Origin of the sequence: Acinetobacter sp. NIPH 284, assembly GCF_000369425.1 — a bacterium.
Lineage (GTDB): Bacteria > Pseudomonadota > Gammaproteobacteria > Pseudomonadales > Moraxellaceae > Acinetobacter.
The window spans coordinates 705,521-732,519 of the sequence record NZ_KB850011.1 but is presented as its reverse complement, the minus strand read 5'-3'; the positions used below and the strand labels follow the sequence as shown (position 1 = coordinate 732,519).

Annotated in this window: 29 protein-coding genes; 8 read left to right on the top strand and 21 right to left on the bottom strand. The window is 38.7% G+C overall.

Going from position 1 to position 26,999, the window contains the following annotated elements; all coding sequences use genetic code 11:
* Window positions 1-40 precede the first annotated feature (40 nt).
* The 13 genes from dnaB to ppsA form a co-directional block, all read right to left on the bottom strand.
* Window positions 41-1,486 carry a replicative DNA helicase gene (gene dnaB / locus F908_RS09515; RefSeq protein ID WP_004661364.1) on the bottom strand — a complete coding sequence of 482 codons (1,446 nt, stop codon included), beginning with the start codon at window positions 1,484-1,486 and terminating at the stop codon, window positions 41-43.
* Window positions 1,487-1,668: 182 nt separating this feature from the next.
* Window positions 1,669-2,115 carry a 50S ribosomal protein L9 gene (gene rplI, locus F908_RS09510; protein ID WP_004912185.1) on the bottom strand — a complete coding sequence of 149 codons (447 nt, stop codon included), beginning with the start codon at window positions 2,113-2,115 and terminating at the stop codon, window positions 1,669-1,671.
* A gap of 12 nt (window positions 2,116-2,127) precedes the next feature.
* Entirely contained in the window at window positions 2,128-2,355 is a 228-nt protein-coding gene (rpsR, locus tag F908_RS09505; RefSeq protein WP_000090661.1) for a 30S ribosomal protein S18, read from the bottom strand.
* Window positions 2,356-2,366: 11 nt separating this feature from the next.
* On the bottom strand, window positions 2,367-2,750 hold the full coding sequence (gene rpsF, locus F908_RS09500; RefSeq protein WP_004654408.1) for a 30S ribosomal protein S6: 384 nt from the start codon (window positions 2,748-2,750) through the stop codon (window positions 2,367-2,369).
* A 128-nt stretch (window positions 2,751-2,878) separates the two neighbouring features.
* On the bottom strand, window positions 2,879-3,613 hold the full coding sequence (locus F908_RS09495) for a DUF3142 domain-containing protein (RefSeq protein ID WP_005160950.1): 735 nt from the start codon (window positions 3,611-3,613) through the stop codon (window positions 2,879-2,881).
* A 9-nt stretch (window positions 3,614-3,622) separates the two neighbouring features.
* Window positions 3,623-5,737, bottom strand: coding sequence for a PA5441 family protein (locus tag F908_RS09490; RefSeq protein ID WP_005160946.1), 2,115 nt, complete (start codon window positions 5,735-5,737; stop codon window positions 3,623-3,625).
* Window positions 5,738-5,823: 86 nt separating this feature from the next.
* Window positions 5,824-6,702: a heme o synthase gene (gene cyoE, locus F908_RS09485; protein WP_005160941.1), complete on the bottom strand. Its 879-nt coding sequence runs from the start codon at window positions 6,700-6,702 to the stop codon at window positions 5,824-5,826.
* Between the two features lie 10 nt (window positions 6,703-6,712).
* The gene (gene cyoD, locus F908_RS09480) at window positions 6,713-7,042 is read right to left on the bottom strand and encodes a cytochrome o ubiquinol oxidase subunit IV (RefSeq protein WP_005160938.1); all 330 of its coding nucleotides are present in this window, start codon (window positions 7,040-7,042) and stop codon (window positions 6,713-6,715) included.
* Window positions 7,042-7,662 carry a cytochrome o ubiquinol oxidase subunit III gene (gene cyoC / locus F908_RS09475; protein ID WP_005160935.1) on the bottom strand — a complete coding sequence of 207 codons (621 nt, stop codon included), beginning with the start codon at window positions 7,660-7,662 and terminating at the stop codon, window positions 7,042-7,044. The genes cyoD and cyoC overlap by 1 nt, the downstream gene beginning before the upstream one ends.
* A gap of 4 nt (window positions 7,663-7,666) precedes the next feature.
* Window positions 7,667-9,658 carry a cytochrome o ubiquinol oxidase subunit I gene (gene cyoB / locus F908_RS09470; protein WP_005160934.1) on the bottom strand — a complete coding sequence of 664 codons (1,992 nt, stop codon included), beginning with the start codon at window positions 9,656-9,658 and terminating at the stop codon, window positions 7,667-7,669.
* 3 nt (window positions 9,659-9,661) lie between these two features.
* Window positions 9,662-10,714 (bottom strand): ubiquinol oxidase subunit II, encoded by a 1,053-nt coding sequence (gene cyoA / locus F908_RS09465; RefSeq protein WP_005160931.1) that lies wholly within the window; start codon window positions 10,712-10,714, stop codon window positions 9,662-9,664.
* 300 nt (window positions 10,715-11,014) lie between these two features.
* Complete coding sequence (locus F908_RS09460) at window positions 11,015-11,776, bottom strand: RDD family protein (RefSeq protein ID WP_005160930.1); 762 nt, start codon at window positions 11,774-11,776, stop codon at window positions 11,015-11,017.
* A 65-nt stretch (window positions 11,777-11,841) separates the two neighbouring features.
* Entirely contained in the window at window positions 11,842-14,220 is a 2,379-nt protein-coding gene (gene ppsA / locus F908_RS09455; protein ID WP_004661374.1) for a phosphoenolpyruvate synthase, read from the bottom strand.
* 158 nt (window positions 14,221-14,378) lie between these two features.
* Between ppsA and F908_RS09450 the strand changes: the two genes are divergently transcribed.
* Both F908_RS09450 and F908_RS09445 read left to right on the top strand, forming a co-directional pair.
* Window positions 14,379-15,215 (top strand): posphoenolpyruvate synthetase regulatory kinase/phosphorylase PpsR, encoded by an 837-nt coding sequence (locus F908_RS09450; RefSeq protein WP_004661375.1) that lies wholly within the window; start codon window positions 14,379-14,381, stop codon window positions 15,213-15,215.
* A gap of 63 nt (window positions 15,216-15,278) precedes the next feature.
* Window positions 15,279-15,479 carry a hypothetical protein gene (locus F908_RS09445; RefSeq protein WP_034602717.1) on the top strand — a complete coding sequence of 67 codons (201 nt, stop codon included), beginning with the start codon at window positions 15,279-15,281 and terminating at the stop codon, window positions 15,477-15,479.
* Between the two features lie 64 nt (window positions 15,480-15,543).
* Here the strand turns inward: F908_RS09445 and F908_RS09440 are convergent, their stop codons facing one another.
* A complete protein-coding gene (locus F908_RS09440) occupies window positions 15,544-16,545 on the bottom strand; it encodes an LLM class flavin-dependent oxidoreductase (protein ID WP_005160926.1) in 1,002 nt (333 codons plus the stop codon).
* A gap of 156 nt (window positions 16,546-16,701) precedes the next feature.
* The gene (locus F908_RS09435) at window positions 16,702-17,205 is read right to left on the bottom strand and encodes a glycine zipper domain-containing protein (protein ID WP_005160925.1); all 504 of its coding nucleotides are present in this window, start codon (window positions 17,203-17,205) and stop codon (window positions 16,702-16,704) included.
* 246 nt (window positions 17,206-17,451) lie between these two features.
* On the opposite strand from F908_RS09435, the gene F908_RS09430 reads away from it, so the two are divergent.
* Entirely contained in the window at window positions 17,452-18,168 is a 717-nt protein-coding gene (locus tag F908_RS09430; RefSeq protein ID WP_005160922.1) for a pseudouridine synthase, read from the top strand.
* Here the strand turns inward: F908_RS09430 and F908_RS09425 are convergent, their stop codons facing one another.
* From F908_RS09425 to F908_RS09410, 4 genes are all read right to left on the bottom strand, one after another.
* On the bottom strand, window positions 18,169-18,612 hold the full coding sequence (locus F908_RS09425; RefSeq protein ID WP_005160920.1) for a GNAT family N-acetyltransferase: 444 nt from the start codon (window positions 18,610-18,612) through the stop codon (window positions 18,169-18,171).
* Window positions 18,613-18,710: 98 nt separating this feature from the next.
* A complete protein-coding gene (locus tag F908_RS09420) occupies window positions 18,711-19,025 on the bottom strand; it encodes a type II toxin-antitoxin system RelB/DinJ family antitoxin (protein ID WP_005160916.1) in 315 nt (104 codons plus the stop codon).
* A 109-nt stretch (window positions 19,026-19,134) separates the two neighbouring features.
* Window positions 19,135-20,046 carry a pseudouridine synthase gene (locus tag F908_RS09415; RefSeq protein ID WP_005160913.1) on the bottom strand — a complete coding sequence of 304 codons (912 nt, stop codon included), beginning with the start codon at window positions 20,044-20,046 and terminating at the stop codon, window positions 19,135-19,137.
* Window positions 20,047-20,064: 18 nt separating this feature from the next.
* Complete coding sequence (locus tag F908_RS09410; protein ID WP_005160908.1) at window positions 20,065-20,421, bottom strand: hypothetical protein; 357 nt, start codon at window positions 20,419-20,421, stop codon at window positions 20,065-20,067.
* A 128-nt stretch (window positions 20,422-20,549) separates the two neighbouring features.
* On the opposite strand from F908_RS09410, the gene tsaE reads away from it, so the two are divergent.
* From tsaE to F908_RS09385, 5 genes are all read left to right on the top strand, one after another.
* A complete protein-coding gene (gene tsaE, locus F908_RS09405) occupies window positions 20,550-21,026 on the top strand; it encodes a tRNA (adenosine(37)-N6)-threonylcarbamoyltransferase complex ATPase subunit type 1 TsaE (RefSeq protein ID WP_005160906.1) in 477 nt (158 codons plus the stop codon).
* Complete coding sequence (gene mutL, locus F908_RS09400; RefSeq protein ID WP_005160903.1) at window positions 21,016-22,956, top strand: DNA mismatch repair endonuclease MutL; 1,941 nt, start codon at window positions 21,016-21,018, stop codon at window positions 22,954-22,956. Before tsaE ends, mutL begins: the two co-directional genes overlap by 11 nt.
* A gap of 6 nt (window positions 22,957-22,962) precedes the next feature.
* Window positions 22,963-23,907, top strand: coding sequence for a tRNA (adenosine(37)-N6)-dimethylallyltransferase MiaA (miaA, locus tag F908_RS09395; protein ID WP_005160900.1), 945 nt, complete (start codon window positions 22,963-22,965; stop codon window positions 23,905-23,907).
* Window positions 23,908-23,999: 92 nt separating this feature from the next.
* Window positions 24,000-24,509, top strand: a complete 510-nt coding sequence (hfq, locus tag F908_RS09390; protein WP_005160898.1) for an RNA chaperone Hfq — start codon at window positions 24,000-24,002, stop codon at window positions 24,507-24,509.
* A gap of 79 nt (window positions 24,510-24,588) precedes the next feature.
* A complete protein-coding gene (locus F908_RS09385) occupies window positions 24,589-25,449 on the top strand; it encodes a DMT family transporter (protein WP_005160896.1) in 861 nt (286 codons plus the stop codon).
* Window positions 25,450-25,476: 27 nt separating this feature from the next.
* Here the strand turns inward: F908_RS09385 and F908_RS09380 are convergent, their stop codons facing one another.
* Entirely contained in the window at window positions 25,477-26,130 is a 654-nt protein-coding gene (locus F908_RS09380) for an oxygen-insensitive NAD(P)H nitroreductase (RefSeq protein ID WP_004962856.1), read from the bottom strand.
* A 142-nt stretch (window positions 26,131-26,272) separates the two neighbouring features.
* Window positions 26,273-26,989: a UDP-2,3-diacylglucosamine diphosphatase gene (locus tag F908_RS09375; RefSeq protein WP_005160893.1), complete on the bottom strand. Its 717-nt coding sequence runs from the start codon at window positions 26,987-26,989 to the stop codon at window positions 26,273-26,275.
* Window positions 26,990-26,999 lie beyond the last annotated feature (10 nt).

The window sequence follows — 26,999 nt, the reverse complement described above, 5'->3', positions numbered from 1 at the left end:
CGACATGGAAAGTTTTTAAGGCAGATCAATAACCGAGGGATTATTCCTCGTCATCGTATTGAGCATAGAACTCAGGTGAAAGGTTACTAAAGCGAGTGTATTGACCTTCAAAGGCAAGACGAACTGAACCAATTGGACCATTACGTTGTTTACCGATAATAATTTCGGCTGTACCAGCTTCTTTAGACTCTTTGTTATAGACTTCATCACGATAAATAAACATGATCAAGTCGGCATCTTGCTCGATTGCGCCTGATTCACGTAAGTCTGACATGACAGGGCGTTTATTTGGTCTGTTCTCCAAACTACGGTTAAGCTGAGACAGTGCAATGACAGGGCATTGCATTTCTTTAGCTAGTGCTTTTAAGCTTCGAGAAATCTCCGAAATCTCACCCACACGGTTATCGCCCATACCCGGCACTTTCATTAATTGTAAGTAGTCGACCATGATACAGCCGATTTTTCCATCATGCATTTTGGCAATACGTCGCGCACGCGCACGAAGTTCGGTTGGTGGTAGGGCAGAGGAATCATCGATATAGAGGTGCATTTCTTGTAATTGAAGAATAGTTCCTGTGACTTTGGTCCATTCATCTGCATCGAGATTACCTGAACGTAGATGACCCTGATGGACTTTACCCATTGCTGAGATCAAACGCATAGCAATCGAGTCTGCTGGCATCTCCATTGAGAATACGAGAGCAGGTAAGCGGTTGTATTGCAGTACACTTTCAACTAAGTTCATGGCGAAGGTGGTTTTACCCATCGAAGGACGGGCTGCAACAATAATCAAATCCCCAGCTTGCATACCTGAGGTTTTATTATCTAACTCTAAGAAACCTGTGGTTAAACCTGTAATATTGCCGTCTAATTTAGAAAGTTCATCGAGTTTAGAAATCACATCAGCAGTGACAGAGCTAATCGATTTTGGTCCTGAATCTTTCTTGTTGTTGTTATGTTGTTCGGCCAAAGAGAAAATACTGGTTTCGGCTAAATCTAGGATTTCACTGACAGGGCGACCTTTGGTGTCATAAGCATTTTGCAAAATATCACTACTGACTTTAATCATTGCGCGTAGTGTTGAAAATTCTTTAATTTTATTGGCGTAGATTTCAAGATTGTAAAAGCTTGAAGGTGAATCTGCCATCAATTGCATTAAATATTCTTCACCACCAATTGCATCAAGCAGGTTTTGTTTGAGTAACCAATCATTGACCAATACAGCATCATAAGGCGAGTTTTCTTGCGCTAGTTTTTCGATGGCACGATAAATATATTTATGACGTGTTGCATAAAAATCATTTTCTTTAAGTAAATCGCTGACTTGTTCAAATGATTCGGCAACCGTCATTAATGCCGCGAGCACAGCTTGCTCAATTGCGAGATTGTGCGGTGGTGTACGAAATTCTTTTAATTGACCTGAGTCACTCACTTTACTCTCTGTGTTTGGAGAATTTTTCGTAAAATTGGCATTCGCCTGTGACATAACAAGACCTAGTAAAAAAGATGAAACTGTAACGACTGACTATCTTAATCCAAATGGACGCAGACAGGAGAATTTAATTGGAAGAAAATTGTTTAATTGCTGGAAAAGTAGGGTGTACTAAAATATAAAATTTTAGGCATAAAAAAAGAGCATGTAAAAACATGCTCTTTTCTTTGCAGAAATTACTCAGATACGATAGTAACGAGAACTTCAGCAACAACATCATGATGCAATTGGATTGCGATGTTGAATTCACCAGTGTGACGAAGCGCACCGTTTGGTAAACGAACTTCTGCACGATCTACTGCTAGACCAGCGTTCGTTAAAGCGTCAGCGATATCACGAGTACCGATAGAACCGAAAAGTTTACCTTCATCACCAGCTTTAGCAGTGATAACGATATTTACTTCGTTCAATTGTTCAGCACGTGCATTCGCAGCAGCTAAAATAGCAGCTTCTTGTTTCTCAAGTTCAGCACGACGAGCTTCAAATGCAGCAGTATTTGCTTCAGTTGCAGCTACAGCTTTACCTTGAGGGATCAAGAAGTTACGACCGTAACCAGCTTTAACTGATACTTTGTCGCCTAATTTACCAAGATTCTTAATGCGTTGTAATAAGATAACGTCCACAGCTCACCTCACTTACTTATGGTTGTCAGTGTACGGAATCAAAGACAAATAGCGAGCTTGTTTAATAGCTAACGCTAATTGACGTTGATAACGAGCTTTAGTACCTGTAATACGGCTAGGAACAATCTTGCCGTTTTCAGTGATGTACTGTTTTAAAGTGTCGATATCTTTGTAGTCGATGTACGCAACATTCTCAGCTGTAAAGCGGCAGAACTTGCGACGACGGTAAAAACGTGCCATTGAGGTTCTCCTTATTCAGCTTCTTGAATTGCTTGTTGTGCTTCTTCACGTTGAGCTTTACGCGCACGTTTCTCTTCAGCACTCTTAGCAAGTAAAGATTCTTCAGTAATTGCGTGTTCACGACGGATGATGATGTTACGAATGATTGCATCGTTATAACGGAACAATTCTTCTAATTCATCAAGAGTCGTTTGACCACATTCAACATTCATAAGAATGTAGTGTGCTTTGTGAATCTTGTTGATTGGGTAAGCCAATTGGCGACGGCCCCAATCTTCTAAACGGTGAATTTGACCTTCAGCTTCTTTGATCTGAGAGATATAGCGTTCAACCATACCTACAACTTGATCGCTTTGGTCTGGGTGTACCAATAGTACGATTTCGTAGTGACGCATTGTCAGCTCCTTACGGTTTAAGCAGCCCCCAACTAAAAAGTCAGAAGCAAGGAGTCATAACTAAAAAGTTATGTCGCAAATTGCGAAGCTGGGATTTTAGACACATTTCATTTAAATCGCAAGTAAATTCATGTTTTAGATCGAAGTAAAAAGATGATATAGCCTTTAAAATAAGGATCTTTTTGTTTTGTACTATTCCCGAACCATGTTCCATGTTGTACCAGCCCAACTTTATAGGGCAAGCGCAGGGCAGAGATACGTTTTAAATATTCAGGATAATTCGGGATTGTGGTCGTACCCTGATAAGTCTGGATCACCAGTTCATCAATATTTTGCCTAAAAAGTGTTAAGGTGTTCTGGTCTTTAAAATTGGTCCAGTCCAGTAATCCTGTAATACTGAGCCGATATTGTTGGGGTAATTTCTGCCTGAGTTTTTGTAGAAAAATGGCATAGTCTTTCAAGCTGTTGGTTTTACTATCAAAATCAATTTGAATGCCTTGAACCTGATTGCCCTGATTTCTCCAGTGTTCCAATCGATTGAGAATGGTTTGGTAATTTTGTTCATTCCACGCCAAATGATGGGTTCGGAAAACCAGCCATATTTTTTGATGGGGTAATTTCAGTATGGATACGCCTTGCGGTGTGAAAGTTGAAATCTGTTTTGATTTGGAATAACGGATTTCACCTTGTAAAATATACAGTTCCTTTGCATGAACCAGATAAGGGGCTGTCTGAATATCACCCCAAATCCAGAAAGAAGCAAAATCATTGGCATCAACTTTTGAAGTTGCTGATTGTGTCGGTTGGCAGGCATTCAGGCTAAAAACCAGAAAAATACAGAAAACCGTTTTAAGCAACTTCATGGCTAAAAGTTACCAATAATATTTAAGTGATTTTGCCCAAGTACTGTTTGGATAGTCTCTTTTGATCTGGTCATACCATTGTTTACGAACTGGCTTACTCACTTCTGCATCACCACAATCATTGATTCCACTGGGTGCATAACATTGAATCGAACGATATAAGGCATAGGCGTGTAAATCATCTTTACTAGATGATTTTAGAATGTCTTTATATACCTGACCACGGGAAAATATTTTTCCCGAAAAACTGGATTGTTGCTGTTCAGCATAAGCCAACTGTTGTACTGAATAACCTTGTTCACTACGGAAATATTCACCTAAGCAAACATTTAATAATGGATCTTTAGGTGTCTGAGCCAGTTGATTAACTAAAGTCTCTAAATTTGAGCATTTTAGTTGTGGTGTAATGTTTGCTCCATTCCAAATGAAATTAGAAAAATCTGGCTTATTCTTCAATTGTTCATTGTCACTGTTATAACCTTGATATTGCATGGGATTTTTGGGCATAAAAGCATAGCTTTGTTTAAACAATTCGAATTGTTGATGTACTAAGCTTTTACTTAGAAGGGTGTAGATCGCAGCTTGTTTTTGATCTATGTTGCTTTGATCAGATTGAATAATTTTTTGCAAACTGTTTGTATTTGCGATTTGAGTAATAAAATTTCTCTGTAGGTTCGGCTGAGTAATTTGAGCTTTTTTTCCTATAAATGCTGAATAGTCCTGTTTTATTGCCAAATGATTGGATAATGCTGTTTCAAATAAACCGCGTTGATAGCTGTCTTTGGCTTGTACAAGTTGCTGACGCCAATATTCTTCAGCAGTTTGGTTTTGACCGAGTTTTTCCAATATTTGACCTTTTAAAAAAGTTTGGCTCAGTTGTAAATAATTATTATTTTTAGTATTTGACTTTGGCAAATAATTTAAAGCATCTTGGGGTTTATTCTGAATAAAAAATAAATGAATCGCTCTTAAATAGTTAAATAATTCAGGTTGAGTTCTAAAGAAATCTTTTTGTGCATTAAGTTGAGACCACGTAATAGGTTGGTAATGTTCAGTTTTGTAGTCACGCATATTCATTAAATTATATATCGTCAAGAAAAAAGGGTCCTTGAGATTTTTGAGTTCAAATGAATTGCTACTAAAAATACGTCTATCAATTTCAGCAGGAAGTTGTCCCATATCTAAATTGTAAAATTTAGATTTAGGATTTTGAATTTGCCATACGATCTCATTGACTAAAAGATCTTGGCGTTTAGATAACCAAAAACCACGACGTAAAAATCCACGCGCACTTGCTACATAACGACCATTAGGATAAGCATTTAGATAGTTCGTGATATGACTTAAGAACTGTTTTAGTAAATTTTGATTAATATTATCAAGGTATACATCACCGTATTGATCAACACCTGTTGCATAAGCTGAATTGAGTGTCGTCCGAATCAACATATATAGAGCTGTTTCTTTCAACCATGCATCTTCAACCGAAGTTAATACCGTAAAAATTTTCGTAGAAGATGAATAGTTAGCATTATAAAACAAAATACTCGCATTTAAATAAGATGCGTATTGACGCGTGGTTGTTGACCAATTTGGATCGATAGAGATCAATGCAATTTTATTGTCACATTGATTCATCTTCTTGCGTTCGTTGATCAGAACAAGCTTTTCATTTGCTGGAATTAGTTTATGGGTTTTAACTTGATCAATAAAAGCATTGTTGCCTGAATTAAAACTGTAACAACGTTCATCAAATATGATTTCGTCTTTTACTGCTAATTCATTTCTCTGATTCTGAATTTTATTCTTCGTTGCCAATGATACATTTGCAGCATCAAATGGCACAGAACCAAAAGTCGCATCCCATAAGTTTTGATCTATAGGCATTGGTTCGATTTCAGCTAGACCCAAATCGCTTAGTAATAAGGCAGTATTAGTTTGACTATCGTTTGAAGGATATAGAACAGGTAAATTACTGCAACCATTTAGATCGCGATCATCTAAGTGTAGATTTGGTTCACAGATATTTTCAGCTCCAGCATAAATACTTTGAGCTTGAATAGAAATTGCTGTGATAAAAGTATAAAAAATGGGTTTTAAAATCGATATATTTTGAAGTTTCATTTAGGCAATAAAGTATGAATGTTTTTATTGCACGAAATGATAACAATTGAAGCAGAGAATAAAAAGATAGAGGTTCCTCTATCTTTTTAGAAAATAGGGAAGGTGGGTGCAGGACTATTAAAAGTAAAACTGAAACTTAAACTAATTACAGTAATCAAAATCACTGAAAATAAGAAAAAGCGTTTTGCCCAAAGTTGGTCATTTTCAGCTTTAAAACCTAAAATACCAATGTAGAACCAGTATGCACACAGTAAATTACAAATCACCAAGAATACAATATTGGTATATCCATAAACATATAAACCATTCATCGCAATAGTAAATAAAATCACATAAATTAAGGATTCTATTTTCGTGCGTAGAATAGAGCGTGCTACAGGTAAAATTGGTACTCCTGCGTTTTTGTAATCTTCAAAACGATAAATCGCAATTGCCCATGAATGCGGCATTTGCCATAAGGCATATGCAATAAAAATGAGAAGAGCAGCCATATCGAAATGATGACTTACAGCCGTATAACCAATAACAGGAGGACTCGCTCCAGAAATACTACCAATTACGGTCTGATGGATTGTGGTACGTTTTGTCCACAAACTATAAAACCCAACATAAACCACAAAACCAATCACAGCGAATAAAAATGCATAGGCATTCACATAGAACCAGAGCATGCTAAAACCAATCACACCTAATACAAGAGCATAAAACATTGCAATAGTAGGAGATATTGTTTTCTTAACAAGAGCACGATTCATTGTGCGTTGCATTTTCTGATCGATGTCTTGATCAATAACATTATTGACTACACAACCAGAAGCAACCACAAAAGTTGTTCCAAGTAATGTAATTAATAATAAGAGGAAGTCTATAGAGCCTTGGGCGGCTAAAAAGAAGCCGCCCAAGGTGGTAATGAAATTACCGAAGAGAATTCCTGGTTTAGTCAGGAATAAATACTTTTTAAACATGACGACCAGTTTAGATCATCATGTTGTAGTGTAGGTAGTTCATTACCCACACAGAACCAATTAAAAGAACAGCAATGGTCAGGATTGTATAAACAAATGCAATCAAGTTCCAGCGCTGCTCAGATGAGGTGTTCATGTGCAGGAAATACACAAGCTGTACAATAACCTGAGCAATAGCAGTGATTGCAATGACCGTAACCAGCATACCGCGCCCAAAACCACCCACCATTACCATCCCAAATGGAATGATAGTGAGAATGATAGAGAGGATAAAACCAATGGTGTACTGTTTTGTATTGCCGTGTGCTGCACCTGAGGTATTGTGGTCATGACTGCTCATTAGAGAACTCCCAGTAAGTAAACGACGCTGAATACACAGATCCAAACGATGTCAAGGAAGTGCCAAAACAAGCTTAGACAAGCCAGACGACGTGTATTCGGCAGAGTCAAACCATTCTTCTTGATCTGGTACATCAATACCAGCATCCACACTAAACCAGAGGTTACGTGGATACCGTGTGTACCAACTAAAGTAAAGAATGCTGATAAGAACGCACTATGAGTTGGACCATGGCCAGCATGTACAAGGTGCTGGAATTCATAAATTTCCATCCCAATGAACGTTGCACCAAATAAGAAAGTAACAAACAACCAAGCAATCACTTGATTGACATTCTTTTTATAAGATGCAAGTACTGCAAATCCGAATGTTACCGAAGAGATCAACAGGGCAAAAGTTTCGGTTAATACAAAACCTAAAGAATCACCAAAAAGATCTTTCGCACTTGGAGTACCAGGTGGAACATGACTGTTTAGTACGGCGAACGCAATGAAGAGTGATCCGAAAAGAATCAAGTCACTCATCAGGTACGTCCAAAAACCGAAGACCGTTAAGTCGGTATCATCGTGTTCATGATGACCGTCATGACCATGGTTGTCGTGATGAAGTACTTCAGCCATATCTTTAGTCCTTCTTCAAGTGTTTTTCAAGTAACGCATAGCGTTCATTTTCAATACGCTCTACTTCAGCAGCAGGAACGTAGTAGTCCACATTCTTGGTGAATGAGCTTACGATCAAGCTAATGATAGCAGCAACGAATGAAACAACGACCAGCCACCAAATATGCCAAATCAGTGCAAAACCAAGTACGGTAATGAACATGGCAATGACGAAACCAGCCGCACGGTTGGTTGGCATATGAATGTCTTCATATTTAGTATTGCGAGCGTATGCTACACCATTTTCTTTATCAACCCAAAAGCGGTCAATACCATCTGCCTGAGGAAGATGTGCAAAGTTATAGAATGGTGCAGGCGAAGAAGTTGCCCATTCAATCGTACGACCATCCCAGGCATCGCCTGTATAGTCCATGTTGTCCTTGCGTTGCAGGAAGCCAACGATAACTTGCATAAGGAAACATGCAATACCAATTGCAACAAGAACTGCACCGAACAATGCGATTGCTAAGTATGGATCCCATTCTGGGTTGTCATATGTATTCAAACGACGAGTCATACCCATGAAACCAAGGATATAGAGTGGCATGAACGCAAAATAGAAACCAAAGAACCAGAACCAGAATGACGCTTTACCCCAGAACTCATTGAGCTTCCAGCCAAACATTTTTGGCCAGTAATATGTGATTCCTGCAAACATTGCAAAGACCACACCACCAATAATCACGTTATGGAAGTGAGCGATCAAGAAGAGTGAGTTGTGTACAAGGAAGTCCGCAGGTGGAACAGCCATAAGTACGCCAGTTAAACCACCGATACCAAACGTCACAAGGAAACCAAGTGTCCAAAGCATCGGGGTAGTATAAGTAATGCGACCTTTATACATGGTGAATAACCAAGAGAAGATTTTCACACCTGTAGGAATCGCAATAATCATGGTCATGATACCGAAGAACGCATTCACGTTCGCACCAGCACCCATGGTGAAGAAGTGGTGAAGCCATACGACAAGAGATAGTCCACCAATGGCAACTGTCGCATACACCATAGACTTGTAACCGAACAACGCTTTACGGGAGAACGTTGCTACGACTTCTGAATATATACCAAATGCTGGTAATACTAGGATGTATACTTCTGGGTGACCCCATGTCCAGATCAGGTTCACGTAAAGCATTGGACTACCGCCAAGCTCATTGGTGAAGAAATGGAAATCGAAATAACGGTCTAGTGTCAACATTGCAAGTGTACCTGTTAATACAGGGAATGTTGCAATGATTAAAATGACAGTAATAAGGGCAGTCCAAGTAAAGATTGGCATGTCCATTAGTTTCATGCCAGGTGCACGCATCTTGATGATGGTCACAAAGAAGTTAACACCCGTTAATAGTGTACCGAGACCCGAAATCTGAAGTGCCCAAATATAGTAGTCAACACCCACACCAGGAGAGTACTGAATGCCAGACAGAGGAGGATAAGCTAACCAACCAGTCGCAGCAAACTCACCGAGTACCAGTGATGCCATCATCAAACCAGCAGCACCAGCGAATAACCAGAAGCTTAAAGAGTTCAATAATGGGAATGCCACGTCACGCGCACCGATCTGCAATGGTACAACGACGTTCATTAAGCCAACAACAAGACCCATTGCCACGAAGAAGATCATAATCACACCGTGCGCGGTGAAAATTTGATCGTAGTGGTCTGGGTGTAGATAGCCTTCACCGCCGCCTTTGGCAAGGAAAAGCTGTAAACGCATCATGATCGCATCGGCGAAACCACGCACAAGCATGACTACGGAGATAAGGATATACATGATACCAATTTTTTTATGGTCTACAGAGGTAAACCATTCATTCCACAAATATCCCCATTTTTTGAAATAGGTAATACCGCCTAGAACTGCAATGCCACCAAGTGCCATCATGACCATGGTGACGAGTACGATTGGCTCTGTTGGAATAGAGTCCCAACCCAGTTTACCAAAAATCATATCCATGTCTTATTCCCCTCGAGCAGCATGTTCTGCTGCAACATGAGTTTCTGCTGTCGCATGTCCAGCAGAGTGGTCAGCGCCGTGAAAATTACTCATGTAATGGTTGATGATTGTTTCAAACAATTTCGGCTCAACTGAAGAGTAATAGGTCACAGGGTGAGGCTTGGTTGGGAACGGTTTCATCGCTTCAGCTTTGGCAAGCGCTTCTGCATCACCAGCAGCCTTGGCACGATCAATTAAGTGTTCGATCTGGTGTTTAGAACGATCACCATCTTTAAGCGTTGCGAACTCAGCTTGATCAAGCGTACCTTTTTGAATGGCTTCAGGATTGATACTTGTACCATTACCCGCTTTAACAGCTTCTACCCATTGTGCAAATTCTGACTCGGTGACACTATGCGCCTTGAAACGCATTTGAGAGAAACCGTAGCCTGAATAGTTTGCTGAAATACCTCGGAATACACCAGGATCATTTGCCAGTAAGTTCAACTGGGTTTGCATGCCTGCCATGGCATAGACTTGACCACCTAACTGTGGAATGAAGAATGAGTTCATTGTGAAGTTAGAAGTAATCTTAAAATTGACAGGTATTTTTTCTGGGAAGCGTATTTCGTTTACCGTTGCAATTTCTTGCTCAGGATAGATAAAGACCCATTTAAACTGCTCAGCGATGGCTTGAATTGTTAAAGGTGCTTTGTCTGATTCTAACGGGCGGTAAGGGTCGTACTTGTGGGAACCCCACCAAGCCAACCAAGCTAAAATACCGATAATAATGACAGGTACACCCCAAACAACAATCTCAATTGTCGTAGAGTGTGCCCAAGTAGGTTTATAGTCTGCATCTTTATTCGATGCGCGATATTTCCAACCAAACCATAATGCCATGATAATTGATGGAATCACCACCAACAGCATTAAATAGACAGCGGTCATCATCAGGCTACTTTGGCCTTGACCGACTGGTCCTTTTGAGTTTAGAAGTACCATATCACCGCCACACCCTGTCAAGAGCGCAGCCATCGTTGATAAAGACAATACAGCTAAAATCGTTTGTCTCATTTTACAACCTCGGTGAAGAGTCCCATTCCCTAAATTAAATTATGGGATAGCGATTAAAGTGTCGCATGATTGATAAGAATTTTTTGTGAATTGCTTGGCAATCATGCGACACCGCTACGTTGTAGGGCATTATGCCTCATATTGAAAAACTAAGCTACTGATAAAGTAGTCTGAAATACTTGTTTTAAAACTCGATTTATTTTGTAGGAATTGTTGTTGAAATGTGTATTTTTTCTATAAATATCAATTTTATAGAGCAAAAAAGAGGAATAAATCCTCTTTTGCTTAGTTAATTAAAAATTATTGCTTTACGACCTTAGTTTTTGCCAATTTATCGTGCAAAGTTTGGCGATTTTTATTAAATGCAAAGAAAGCATAGTCGATAATGGTAATAAATGGCATAAACAATAAATTCAGAATGATAAATAAAGCACTTCTCAACCAAAAAGCTCTAATCGTATTGACTGCCGTATGTGTTTCAGCATCTACGATTTTAATTTTGGTTGTTTTTTTACCAATGCTTTGTCCAGACTTCGCAATTAAAAAAGCTTGCAGCATCAGCATTAGGATCAAATAAACAAAAATACTCATCCATGCTTCATTTGGAATAAGCTGCATAAGTTGATGTTGCAACTCAACTGCTTCACTTGAAGCGACTTGGCTTGCTTGTAATTGCTTTTGAATTTTAAATAATTCTGTGTACTGGCTTTCGTTAAAGAAAAAAGATGGTATAGCAGCCATCGGAAGCCAAAGAGTTAAGTCAATCACCTTAGCGAGTGCACGAGAATGAAATGAGGCGAGTTCAAATGTTTTTTGTTCAACTTTAATTTTAAAAGTTGACTGCTCAGTTTGATTGTTAATTTGATGATTGAATGATGAATAACCTACAGGTTCGTAGACAAGTTTTCCTTGAGTGAGTTCGCCAAGAGTTTTCCATTCACTCATACCTTCGTGCCAAACCAAGTCTGTAAGTAATACTTGTTGGCTAGACAGCATTTGGTTCAATTGGTCTAAACTATAAGGTCCAGCTTGTTGGTTATTACGAGCCAAGTAAATTTGCATAATTAAAAATTCTCAATGACTAAAGATGAAAAAAGACCCTACGAAAGGGTCTTTTTTTTAAAAGACTAGGCTTTCTTGATTTGTTCTTCAGCAAGGAAGAACCAAGTATCAAGCACTGAGTCAGGGTTAAGTGACACAGATTCAATACCTTGTTCCATGAGCCATTTAGCAAGGTCAGGGTGGTCTGAAGGACCTTGACCACAAATACCAACGTATTTTCCTGCTTTACGGCATGCATGAATTGCCATAGAAAGAAGGGCTTTAACCGCTGGATCACGCTCATCAAATAAGTGAGATACGATACCAGAATCACGGTCAAGACCAAGTGTTAATTGTGTTAAGTCATTTGAACCAATTGAGAAACCATCAAAATGTTCAAGGAACTGTTCAGCCAATAAAGCATTGGTTGGAAGCTCACACATCATAATGATTTTGAGGCCATTTTCACCACGTTTTAAACCATTTTGAGCAAGCAACTCAATCACACGTTTTGCTTCAGACACTGTACGCACGAATGGAATCATGATTTGAATATTGGTTAAACCCATTTCATCACGGGCTTTCTTCAAAGCACGGCACTCAAGCTCAAAACAGTCACGGAAGTTGTCAGATACGTAACGACTTGCACCTCGGAAACCCAACATCGGGTTTTCTTCTTCTGGCTCGTATAATTTACCGCCGATTAAGTTTGCATATTCATTTGACTTAAAGTCAGACATACGAACGATGACTGGTTTTTCCGCAAATGCAGCTGCAAGTGTTGAAATACCTTCAACTAATTTTTCTACATAGAATTCGATTGGCGAAGAATAACCTGATGTACGTGTCATTACAGCAGCACGCGTTTCACGTGGTAGGCTGTCAATATTGAGAAGCGCTTTAGGATGTACACCGATCATACGGTTAATGATGAATTCAAGACGTGCAAGACCAATCCCTTCATTTGGAATTTGAGCAAAGTCGAATGCACGGTCTGGATTACCAACATTCATCATAATCTTAAATGGAAGTTTTGGCATTGAGTGAATTGAGTTACGTTGCACCTCAAAATCTAATGCGCCTTCATAGATAAAGCCTGTATCACCTTCAGCACACGAAACAGTGACTTCTTGACCATCGGTTAATACTTCTGTTGCATTACCACAACCTACGATTGCTGGTACACCTAACTCACGTGCAATGATTGCAGCGTGACAAGTACGGCCACCACGATTGGTCACAATCGCTGCGGCGCGTTTCATGACTGGCTCCCAATCTGGGTCAGTCATGTCTGATACAAGTACATCACCGTCTTGTACTTTATCCATTTCTTTAATCGAAGTTACGACACGAACTTTGCCCGAACCGATACGTTGACCAATTGAACGACCTTCACAAATAACTGTACCACGTTGTTTTAATAGGTAACGTTCCATTGTGCCGACATTTTGACGGCTTTTAACAGTTTCAGGACGTGCTTGAACGATGTAGATTTGACCATCATCACCATCTTTCGCCCATTCGATGTCCATTGGCGAACCGTAATGTTGTTCAATAATCAATGCTTGTTTAGCAAGTTCATGTAATTCATGATCATTTAATGCGAATTGTTGACGCTCTGGTTTTTCTACATCAACCACAACAACGGATTTACCTGCAGCGCCTTCTTCACCATAAATCATTTTTTGGTGTTTAGAACCGAGATTGCGGCGTAAAACTGAGTGTTTACCTGCATTTAACAATGGTTTTGACAAATAGAATTCGTCAGGGTTAACAGCTCCCTGAACAACCATTTCACCCAGACCGTATGATGCAGTAATAAATACCACATCACGGAAACCAGATTCTGTGTCAAGCGTAAACATTACACCTGCAGCACCAGTCTCTGAACGAACCATACGTTGTACACCCGCAGATAGGGCAACAACACTGTGTTCAAAACCTTGGTGTACACGGTAAGCGATGGCACGGTCATTATAAAGCGAAGCAAAAACTTCTTTAATTGCGATAAGAACGTTATCAATTCCGCGAATGTTTAAGAAAGTTTCTTGTTGTCCTGCAAAAGAAGCATCAGGTAAATCTTCTGCAGTCGCAGAAGAACGTACAGCAACAGCGATGTCTGGATTACCGTTTGAAAGTGCTGTAAACGCGTCACGAATTTCTTGTTCTAAATTAGCAGTAAGTGGAGTATCAACGATCCATTTACGGATTTTAGCACCTGTCTCTATAAGTGCGTTTACATCATCAACATTTAGCTGCTCAAGTTCAGCCTGAATTCGAGCATTTAAGCCGCTTTGATCCAAGAACTCACGATAGGCAGCTGCAGTTGTTGCAAAACCACCAGGTACCGATACACCAGCATTGGATAAATGGCTGATCATTTCACCCAAAGATGAGTTTTTCCCACCTACGAGTTCGACATCGTGTTTCCCTAATTTTTCCAGACCGATTACGCGCGCTTCCAAAGTATTTACTCCACTTTTTTTGCAGTATGAATGACCATCATTGGTATGAAATTATACGAATGTGCTTAGATTTAGTATTTTACTAAGCGACAGTCATGTTAGATGAGTTTACTATAAAGATTATAGAGCACTAAGACAAATGTTTAAGGAGAATTTTGATGCCCGAAAGTAAACAAATTAAACGGAGTGTATTTTTTATTTCGGATGGTACTGCAATTACCGCAGAAACCCTTGGACATTCACTACTTGCGCAATTTCCGAATGTCGATTTTGATATTCATATTATGCCTTATATTACCACTGAAGAAGCTGCAATGAATGTGGTGGTTGACATCAATGGATGCCAATCAAGAGATGGATGTTTACCACTTGTTTTTGACACATTGGTAGACCCACATGTCCGTGAAATTATTAATACAGCTAAAGCCGTAAATTTGGATGTTTTCGAGGGATTGATTAGTAAACTTGAGCAAGAGTTGGGGACACCACCGACAACTTTAGTTGGACAGACCCATGCTGTAACAGATTCTGAATCTTATAAGGCTCGTATTGATGCAGTACATTTTGCATTAGACAATGATGATGGTGCTCGAACTCGTCATTATGATAAAGCTGACTTGATTTTAGTTGGCGTTTCTCGATCTGGGAAAACACCAACCTCGATTTATTTATCATTACAGTTTGGAATTCGTGTTGCGAACTATCCTTTAACTGAAGAAGATTTAGATGATAATCGTCTACCTGCTGTGCTACGAGCACATAAAAATAAGCTCTTTGGTCTAATGATTGATGCTGAGCGATTGGTCGCTATTCGTAGCGAACGAAAAGCCAATAGTCGTTATGCAAGTTTTAGTCAGTGCCAAATGGAATTACGTGCCATAGAGGGTATTTATATTTCTGAAGGTATTAAGTATTTGAACGTCACTGAAATGTCGATTGAAGAAATTTCAACGCGTATTTTACAGTTGACTGGTTTAAAACGTCGTATTGGCTAAATAGTATCTTTAAATGAGAAGCGTAGAGGATGGGCTACGCTTTTTTATTTTGAAGAAATAAGATTGGGAACCTCTAAAGCACTGCTTGATGCCATTCAGGTCGATTTTGACTGTAAAAACCATGAAAGCTCGGATGAGACACTTGATGACATCCGTACAGACAAAAGCTTGAAGAATAATATTGATATTATGTTGCTGGATAAAAACTATAAACCTCAAGGAAAGTATCTACGTTACGGCAAGAAAAACACCTCCTATCAATAAATACATGGGCGTGGTGAAATAAGCATTGCGGAACGAGGCAATGCTTATTCGAAAATAGGATTGCCTACTGGTTTTTTAGCTCCATGAGCAAGCTAAAGTTTTCCAGACGTTTTTGTGTATCGTAAATATCACAGGTGAAGATAAACTCATCTACATCATATTGCGCGGCAATTTTTTCCAGTCCTGTTTTGACAGTTTCCTGTGAACCAATTTGAGCCATTGCATAGAAATTCTGGATGGCGAGTTGCTCAGCGCTGCTTGCCAGACCTTGTATTGATTCAGTTGGCGGTTTGAGTTTTAGACTGTGCCCCCGAATCAGGTTTAAAATACGCTGATAAGAACTGGTAGCTAAATATTGTGCTTCTTCATCAGTTGCCGCAACGACTGTTGGTACGCCCATTGACACATAAGGTTTATCAAGATATTCAGATGCTTGAAAATTCTCACGGTAAATTTCGATTGCTTGACCTAACATGCGTGGAGCGAAATGTGATGCAAAAGAATAGGGAAGTCCCAACTTTGCAGCAAGCTGTGCGCTAAACAGACTTGAACCTAGCAACCAGACAGGTACATGAGTGCCTTGACCTGGGGTGGCAATAATTTTTTGGTTGGGTTGTGGCTCTTTAAAATATTGCAAAATTTCCATTACATCCTGAGGAAATTGATCTTCAGTTTCTTGACGCCCGCGTCGTAATGCACGCATCGTCATTTGATCAGTTCCTGGAGCACGCCCCAAACCAAGTTCAAAACGATTTGGATAAAGTGTTGCTAAAGTCCCGAATTGTTCTGCAACAACTAATGGTGCATGATTAGGTAACATGATGCCACCAGAACCTAAGCGAATTTTGTGTGTATTTGCTGCGATGAATCCTAGTAAAACTGCCGTTGCGGAACTCGCAATTCCATCCATATTGTGATGTTCAGCTAACCAGAAACGTTCATAACCAAGCTTTTCAGCGTGTTGAGCAACTTCTAGTGCATGACGAAGTGAAAATTCAATACTTTTATCGTCTCTGACAGGAGCTAACTCCAAAATTGAAAATTTGATTTCTTGTAGTGACTTCATTTTTTAACTCTCAAAATCATATATCGAAATAATACGATATAAGTTTGGTTTTGTATATCGAATATTGTCGATATTTGTTGCGCATTGGATAAAATAAAAAAAGCGCCCGAAGACGCCAAAAGAGAAAGTGTTAGGATTTGATGATTAATCTTTATATCAACCACGGTGATAGCCATTATCATGACGGTAATGATGACGAGATTTATAGTATCTACGATCATCATAAGAACGACGGTTGTCGTAACGGCGCTCGTCGTAAGAACGACGATTTTCGTAGCGGCGGTCTTCTTCACGATCTTGACCAACTTTTTGACCTAAAGCCGCACCACCTGCTGCACCCAAACCAGCACCAATATAGCCGCCACTCGTTCCACCGACATTACGTCCAACGGTGTAACCACCAACACCACCTAGTCCACCACCAATGGCGGCTTCAGTGCGATCACGTTTATTGCTTGATGCTGCTGCACCACCAGCACCACCAATTGCGGAACCAATCATAGCACCTGTATTACCGCCAAGTTGTTTACCAACTGCTGTACCAACAATACTACCAAGTGCTGAAGTTGCTGCAACACGTGCTGTATTATCTGCATGTGCAACAGTCATCATTGATGAGGTTGCTAAGATGACGCTACATAACCACATATTCGATTTCATGGTGAAACTCCTTATCCATTCTTTTGGACAGTATTCTTTTGCTTGAGACAAATGTAACAGGACTTTTAAGTGGAAATATGGAGCGCAATAGGATGATTGAGAGAGTTTGGCAAGAGTTTTGTATATGTTCTATTACAAATGAACAGATTGTGAATAAATTATAAAAAATAAGAATGAGTAAGCTGTAAGCAACGATGCCTAGCTGAATCGAGTACAATAGACTGAGTTTGAGATGAGGATATAGTTATGCTGTTGGAAAAAATTTTGCAATCGCAAGGCTTTGGTTCAAGAAAGTATTGCCAACAGATAATTAAAAATGGTTCTGTGCAGATTGAAGGACAAGTTTGTGAAAACCCTAAACAGAATATAAATACGGATCAGCTTTGTTTTCAAGTATTTGGCGAAGAATACCAATATCGAGAACATCTCTACATTGTTTTAAATAAACCGAAGGGCTATGAATGTTCACATCAGGCAACGCATCATAAAAGTGTATTTAGCCTACTGCCTGAAATTTTGATCCATCGGGGTATTCAATGCGTGGGAAGACTAGACCAAGATACCACAGGATTATTGTTATTGACTGATGATGGTCAATATTTACAAGCCTTAACCAATCCGCGTAAGCATGTGCCAAAAGTTTATCATGTAACGACTGCCGATCCGATTTCAGCTGAGCAATTAATAGCTTTAGAACAGGGAGTTGAGCTAAGGAATGAAAAAGGTATTTATGCCGCAACCAATCTTCAACTATTTTCCACACATCAATTGGCAATGACAATTCATCAAGGTGTCTACCATCAAGTTAAACGTATGCTTGCCGCAGTCGGAAATAAAGTTGAGCTTTTACATCGCCAACAAATAGGATTACTTGAGCTTCCTGAATTACCAGAAGGTGAATGGATTTATCTTACATCTTCGCAAAAACAATTGAGTCAAAATATTGCTTTAGATATCGAGTAACTATTTTAAAAAACAGTGAAAGGTCTTGAATTCATCATCTTGAATAAATCCCATTTGTTCATAAAGACGGCGAGACTCATAATTATTTTTTTGTGTTTCGAGACTAATTCTTTGTGCATTTTCATGGCGAGCAAAAAGGATTGCGGTGTCAATTAATTGCTTAGCCGATCCTTGTTTTCGATAAGATGGGGTTACATAAACATCATCTAAAATATAATAGGTTTCGCAAGAAACAGATGAAAAAGCAAGGTACAGTAAAACAAAGCCTGTGAGCACATCATCTTTAACGTGAATGAAAATGACACTATCTTTATTTTCGAAACGATGTTTTAGAAATCGATAGGATTGTTCAATATTGGATGATGTACCATAGAATTGACGGTATTCATCAAACAAGACAGCAAGTTGGTGAAGATCTTCTTTTGTTGCTCGTTTAACAATCATTCCTGTCCATCCTTGCATTTATAATTTTATTTGGACTATCAGAATAACGAAAAAATTTAAGCTTAAAAAATAAAAACTTGTTTATAAATGCAACATTGTTAAGTTTTGTCACTTTCACCTAACAGTGCATTCAATTCTTCAAATAGATCTTCATGATCGTCTTCAACGTCCAAATCTATAGCAGTTGAAGGATTATTTATTGCTGCATTTTTGGATTTACGGAGCTTGAGCAACTGTTCCATATTAATGTTTTGATTTTCAATCGCAAAAGGAATTGATTTCGTCAACACAACTTGTTTAAAGAAAAGACGAACAGCTTGAGCAGGGGATATACCTAGCTGCTTAAAAACAGCAAAAGCTTGTTTCTTTTCCTGTGAATCAAGGCGAACTTGATAAACTTCTGTTTTTCGCATACAGAATACGACCAAATATTTTTAATTATCGTCATGTATTCTAAACCATTGCAATGTAATTTCAATATTTCTGAAGTGAAAAAATAGCAATTTTGTCATTACATTGTATTTACAATATCAATTCAAATTTAGAATTGAAATGCATTTCTTGATTTAAAACGGGATCGATAAAATAAATCTCTTTTGCTAACAACTGGAGCGGTTGTTCAAAGTCATCATCGGCTTTATGTGCGACAACTGGATAAAACGGATCATTTAAAATTGGAATGCCTAAGTAATTAAGGTGCACACGCAATTGATGTTGTTTACCCGTCTTGGGTTTAAGCTGATATTTTGCGTAATGTTGATTGTGTTCTAAAAGCGCTATCAAAGTTTCAGAATTCTGAGGTTTTTCAGAATTAATTTGCATCGTGTAAAACGGCTGACCTTTTTCTAAATGGAGCTGTAATATTTGTGGAAAATGTAATTCAGCTCGATAAGCTGCAATCGCGTGATAGATTTTTTGCACTTTTCGATCTGCAAAAAGTTGTTGGTAGATTCCGCGCGATTCAGGTTTCTTGCTGAATAAAACCACGCCTGCCGTTTCCCGATCCAGTCGATGAATCGGGGTCAGATCCTCATATCCAGTTTGCTTTTTTAAACGTACTAATAATGTTTCCTGAACATATTGTCCAGTTGGGGTCATAGTAAGAAAGTGGGGTTTATCAACCACGAGTAAATGTTCATTTTCGTATAAAATCTCATGCTGAAAAGGCACATGAGTTTCTTGAGCTAAGAAACGATAATAAAAAATATGGCTATTGGGCGTATAGTGACTTTCTATGCTTAAGATGTCACCATCAGCCGCATAAATTAACTGATCAGCAAAGCGCTGCTGCCATTCACTGGCTTGAATATGCGAGAAGTGTTGGCAAAGATATTCAAAAATGGTAGGTGCCGAAATATTTTGAGGTAAAAAGACTTTACTGGCACTAACAGCATTGATGAGAGGCGGGGAGAAATTTTTGTTGTTAAGTTTCATCTTCAATACAATGTTGCACTAATTTTTCTGTTTCTTTCGGAGGACTAACTTTCCATTTTCATAGGAAACCTCATCATATTCTTTGTAAACAGCAATAATGAGAGCAAGCCCAATTGAAGCAGCTGCAATAATAGCTACAATTTCAACTCCTGTTAGTGCCGCTACTGGTGCAGCAGCAAAAGCAGTTATACCACCTGTAAATGGTGTCGCAGCTAATGCTGCTGTTAATATCCCAATTGTTACAGTACCAGCAAGGGCAATTTTCTTTGATTTTTTGAGGTCATTAGCAAGTTTGCCAGTAACAATGATCTCTGTAATACCTTGTTCTTTAGCTGACTTGAGTTCTTCTTTTGTTGAAACAGTTTTAGGTGTCATGAGTTCCTCTTTTAAAAATAGGTTGCATGTTAAATGTATATTAATTGATAGGGCTATTAATTAACAAGTTAGGCTTTAAAGCAGGGCAATGTTATCATAGCTGCCATCCCAATTTTGTTTTATTTGCCATGTCGTATTCAGTGAAATTTACCCTAAATCATGAACAAGACACTCAACGTTTTGCACAAGTCTTATCTCAGCAGATTCGTTCAGGCATTATTTATTTGATTGGTGATCTTGGTGCTGGTAAAACGACTTTCACACGCTACTTTCTTCAGAGTTTGGGGCATCAAGGCTCAGTAAAAAGCCCGACATATACATTGGTTGAGCCTTACACCATCAATGGTCAAGAAGTTTTCCATTTTGATTTATACCGATTAGATGATCCATATGAATTAGAGTTAATGGGTATTAGAGATTATCTTGAAACACCAAATGGGTTATTTTTATTTGAATGGCCATCAAAAGGTGGTGATGAAATTCCACAGGCTGATGTTGTTATTGATATACAAAAATCAGATGATGAGTTAACTCGTTTTGTCACGCTAACCACTGAATCCGAATCTTTATCTCAAACTTTGCAGGAACAATTGAATGGCGCATGATTCAACTCGTCGTATTCATACCCTTGATGCTGCCTTAGCCAACCAGATTGCTGCGGGTGAGGTGATTGAACGTCCATCATCAGTTGTTAAAGAATTATTAGAAAATGCAATCGATGCTGGCGCAACCGAACTTATTATTCGGGTAGCGCAAGGTGGTTCGACCCTGATTGAAATCATTGATAATGGCCATGGAATTCATCCTGAAGATTTACCATTGGCGGTGATGCGGCATGCGACAAGTAAAATTAAAACATCGGAAGACTTGCATGCAATTGTTAGTTTAGGCTTTCGTGGAGAAGCATTAGCTTCGATTGCTGCAGTATCACGTTTGACGTTGACCAGTAGTCAAGATGAACAAGGCGTGGGTTATCAGGTTGAAGTGAATGGAACAGCATTTGATCATCAACAAATACAGGCTGTTGCAGCACAAAAAGGTACACATATTCGTGTACAAGATTTATTTTTCAATGTGCCAGCGCGCCGAAAGTTTTTAAAAAAACCAAGTACAGAATTTGGTCATATTGAAGAAATAGTCCGTCGTTTGGCTTTGACTCATTTTGAAATTCGTTTTGTACTCGAACATAATGATAATATTCGTTTAAATTTGCCGATTGCTGATAGTGGTGAATTACGTTATCAGCGTGTCCAGCAGTTGTTAGGTCAACAGTTTATTCAAAATGCCTATTGGATCGATGCTGAAAGTATCAATATGCGTTTGTCAGGCTGGTTAGGACATCCTTCCGACGCACGAGCACAGGCTGACATGCAATATGTGTATGTGAATGGTCGTATTGTCAAAGACAAAACCATTTCGCATGCGTTACGTATGGCCTATGAAGGAATTTTGCATGGTCATCAACATTCCTCTTATTTATTGTTTTTAGAAGTTGATCCTGAAAATATCGATGTGAATGTACATCCAACCAAACATGAAATTCGTTTTTTGAACCAGCGTGAAGTACATGAGTTTGTACGGCATTATGCCAAAGCAACCTTGTCTCAATTTCAAACCGCAACTGCTGATTTAGCACAAGCGATGAAAACAGATGAAGCTGAGGCAGAAAATTTTAATTATCAGCCTCAGCCAAAATACCAAGAACAATTCAATTTACATCGAGCAGTAGCTGAGCCTGAACGACAACCCAATCAGCAGGTTGTTGTTGCGACAGATTTACTCACTGAGTTTAATCAAAGCCGCCCACAGGCAGTACAGTACAATTCAACAACTCAAGAAGCACGTTATAATGGCTCTGCACAGTTAAATAATGCACTCAAAAGCTATTTAGCGCCTTTACGTGAAGAAACAGAAGATGGAAATAATCCTGGTCCATCACGTGTAGATGAGTTTCCTTTGGGGATTGCAATCGCACAACTGCATGGCATCTATATTTTGGCGCAAAATACTGAAGGCCTGATCATTGTGGATATGCATGCGGCACATGAACGTATCTTGTTGCAGCAGATGAAGTCAGCATGGGATAAACCTGAATTTTGGACTTCGCAACAACTGCTGATTCCTAAAGTTGTTTCCATTACTCGTATGCAAGCGACTCGCGTTGAAGATTTACAGCCACAATTAGAACGTTTGGGGTTGGAAATTGATCAATACGGCGATGATCAAGTGATTGTGCGTGGTGTGCCTGCTATTTTGCATAAAGCTGACTTTAGTAATTTAATTCCAGAATTATTAAATGATCTTGACCCGAATGATGAAGCCAGAGGCCTATTACAAAAACGTGATGAGCTTCTTGCTGGTATGGCGTGTCATGGGGCTGTAAGAGCACATCGACAACTCAGTCTTTCTGAAATGAATGCTTTATTACGCCAAATGGAACAAACTGAATTTGCCAGTCAATGTAATCATGGGCGTCCAACTTGGCGCGCATTTCCATTACATCAATTAGATAAATTATTTGCTCGAGGAGAGTAGTTTTACATGTCAAATCAATTGCCCGTCATCAATTTAATGGGGCCTACCGCAAGTGGTAAAACAGCATTGGCATGCGAACTCTATGAACGCGGTAATTTCGAATTGATTTCTGTGGATTCAGCTTTAGTTTATAAAGATATGGATATTGGGACTGCTAAACCCACAAAAGAAGAGCAACAACAATACCCGCATCACTTAATCGATATTATTACGCCATTGGATGTATACTCAGCAGCACAATTTGTTGAAGATGTTTGCCCATTAATTGATGACATGCATTCGCGTGGCAAAACACCAATTTTAGTGGGCGGCACAATGCTATATTTTAAATCACTACTTGAAGGATTAGCTGATAATCTACCGAATGCGGATCAAAGTATTCGTGATGCAATTCTCGCTAAAGCTGATCTTGAAGGCTGGCAGTCTGTTTATGATGAATTGGTTTCTGTTGATCCAATTGCTGGACAAAAGTTCAAAGTTTCAGATAAACAAAGAATTATTAGGGCATTAGAAGTTTACCGAATTACAGGTGAACCAATAACAAAACTACAGGCAGAGCAGCCTAAAAATCAACCCTATCGTTACAAATTTCATAATTACGCATTGATGCCAGATCGGGTAGAATTACATCAACGTATTGAGCAACGTTTAAGCAAAATGTGGAGTATTGGATTTTTAAATGAAGTAGAGGAATTAATTGAAAAATACGATTTAAGTGATAATTTACCATCCATGCGGTCTGTGGGTTATCGTCAAGCTTTAGATTTTTTATTAAAAAGTGACCTAAGTCTCAAAAATAAAGTAGAAATGGAGAATAAAGCATTATTTGCGACACGGCAACTTGCCAAACGTCAATACACTTGGTTACGTTCTTTGCAAGAAACACACGATTTTAAAACTTACGTGACGATAAAGCAGGCGAAAGAAGACTTGCGAAACTTCTTTGGATAAAGCAAAATTCGCAGGCTGTCTTTTTATAATTTTTAGTTGAAAAATAAAGATAGTTTTTTTGCGCTGATTTAAAATTTTTTTTGGAGTTAAAAATGTCTAAAGGTCAAACTTTACAAGATCCGTTCTTAAATTCTCTCCGTAAAGAACGTATTCCAGTTTCTATTTTCCTTGTGAACGGTATTAAATTGCAGGGGCATATTGAGTCTTTTGATCAATATGTTGTTTTGTTAAAGAACACTGTAAGCCAAATGGTTTACAAACACGCTATTTCTACAGTTGTTCCTGCGCGTAACCCTCGTCCAGCTGGTGCTCAAGGTACTGGTGGCTTCCCAGCTCAAGGTGCGACTGGTGGCTTCGGTGGTCAAGGTGCTGCTGGTGGCTTTGGTGGTCAAGGTGGCGGTTTCGGCGGTCAAGGTGGCTTCGGTGGTCAAGGTGGCTTCGGCGGTCAAGGTGGCTTCGGCGGTCAAGGTGGCTTCGGTGGTCAAGGCGGCTTCGGTGGTCAAGGCGGCTTTGGTAGTCAAGGTGGGTTCGGTGGTCATCAAGGTGGCTTCGACAGCGAAACTAAATTCGAAGATGGTCAAGAAGACGAAAATAATCGTTAATTGATAATGATCGTTAAGAAAATGCCAGTCTAATTTCAGACTGGCATTTTTTTGTGTTTAAAAAGTCAGAATAAATATTATGGAAATGATTTTTGCTGCTGCGTGTTGCAGTGTACTGGTATCGATTTTATTAAAGTTTTTAAAAACAAAAGGGTTTGATGTCTTTCAAATGATCGCATGGAATTATTTGAGTGCAAGCATCTTATGTTTTTATTGGTTTAAAACTGACATCACGCATATCTCAATTCAGAATACTCCTTGGTGGCTTATTTTTCTTTTAGCTATTTTACTCCCTAGCATTTTCTTATGCTTAGCTAAATCATTGCAATTTGCTGGAATTCTTAAAACTGAAATAGCCCAAAGATTATCAGTTGTACTTTCTTTACTTGCGGCCTACTTTATATTTTCAGAACAATTTAGCCAGTTAAAATTAATTGGTGTCGGTGTTGGAATAATCGCAGTGTTCGCTATTATTTTTGGACAGGCGACTGAGAAATCGCTTAAAGGCACCAGTGTAAGATCAGCGCTTTTCCTGTTAAGTGTTTGGGCTGGATATGCTGCAATTGATGTATTGCTTAAATATAGCAGTACTTTAGGACTGCAGTTTGCACTGACATTAAATTTAACATTTATAGCTGCATTTATTTTATCAATAGGCTATCTCGCATTTGCGCAACCAAATTGGCAACCTAAAAATATATTTATGGGTCTACTTCTTGGTGGGGTAAATTTCGCGAATATTGCCTTGTATGTAAAAGCACATATGATTTTTAAAGAGTCACCTGCAATCGTATTTGCTGGAATGAATATTCTTGTCGTCATGTTAGGTGTAGTTAGTGGCGTAGTGTTTTTTAAAGAAAAACTAACTACTTACACATGGATTGGTTTATTTACTGGAATATTTGCAGTGCTGTGTTTAGCTAAATCAATGATGAATTAAGGGAGCTTTAACTCCCTTAAATTAAAATTATAAGCGAGTGAATACGACTTGATCTGGCAGTCGCGATTTAGGCAATTTTGCATTAAAGTCATTTTCACTACGATAACCTAGAGAAACAACAACGGATGCCTTTAAACCTTTTTCAGCTAATCCAAATTCTTGATTGATAGTATCTCGATCAAAGCCTTCCATTGGGGTTGCATCAATTCCTTCTAATCCTGCAGCGAATAGTAGTTGCCCAAGAGCAAGATAAGTTTGATTCTCCATCCAAGCAGAGAGATTTTTAAGTTCATTGCGATAAAACTCAACATAGCCTTTACGAGTATCTCGTTGCCCTTGTTTTGCGGTTTCATCTTTGAAGCGACCATTTAGTTCATCTTGTTGTAGTAATTGTTCTAAGTATTCAGCGCTGATATCAGTACGAGTACAAAATACAAGAGTATGCGAAGAATTTAAAACTTTTGCTGAATTATAAATATAATTACCAGTTAGGGCCTTCGCAATTCTTTGTTTCGCCTCATCGGTTTCAGCAATTAAAAAGTGCCAAGGCTGAATATTTACTGAAGAAGGGCTAAAACGCAGAACTTCGAGTAGTTTTTCAAATTGTTGTTGTGGAATTTTTTTCTCTGCATTATATGCCTTTGTTGCATAGCGTGTTTTGGCAGTAACTAGAACATCCATCCGTCTTTCACTCAATTAGAAATTTTAATGATTTTACTTGATATTAATTACATCGAAAGTAGCTAAATGTGATTTTTTATAGAGATTTAAGTTTTACGAACGGTGAATAAGTTAGTCAAAAATATTCTACATAATTACTCGATTAATATGACCATTTTTTGAAATCTAACTTAAAGTTTTCTTGTTCATTTATCTCAAGTATCCAAGCCGTATCTTCACGCCAATCACCAAGGACAATACGCTTTTTATTAATAACTTCGTGAATTTCAGGGCGATGGGTATGACCGTGGATTAAGAAATCTACTTGATAAATTGCATTTTCAACGGCATGTAGATTCACATCCATAATGTCATAACTTTTTAGTTGTTTAGTTTCACTACTTTTTTTACGAAAACCATTGGCAAGTTTTTGTCTAAAATTTAAAGGTGTGCGTTTTAGAATGCCCAATAAGATTGGATTACGTATCACTTTGCGAAAACGTTGATAAGCAACATCATCGGTACATAAAGCATCGCCATGTTCGAGGCGAAACTTCCTATGATTAATTTCTAGAATATAAACATCAGGTAAAAGCGTAGCATTAAATAGTGCTAAAAACTTCTTACCCAAAACAAAATCTCGATTTCCAACTTGGAAATAAACATGATTATTCGCAGCTGTGAATTCTTGTAAGGCTGTAATAATTTCATCTAGCCATGGGGCACTATAATCATCACCAATCCAAGCATTAAACCAATCACCTAAAATATAGAGTTGAGTGTTTTTATTTTTATATTCTTTTAATAAAGCCAAAAACCCTCGAACGAGTCGAGGGTGATCAGGTGACAAGTGTAAATCTGAAATAAACAGATAAGTCACAAAGAATCCT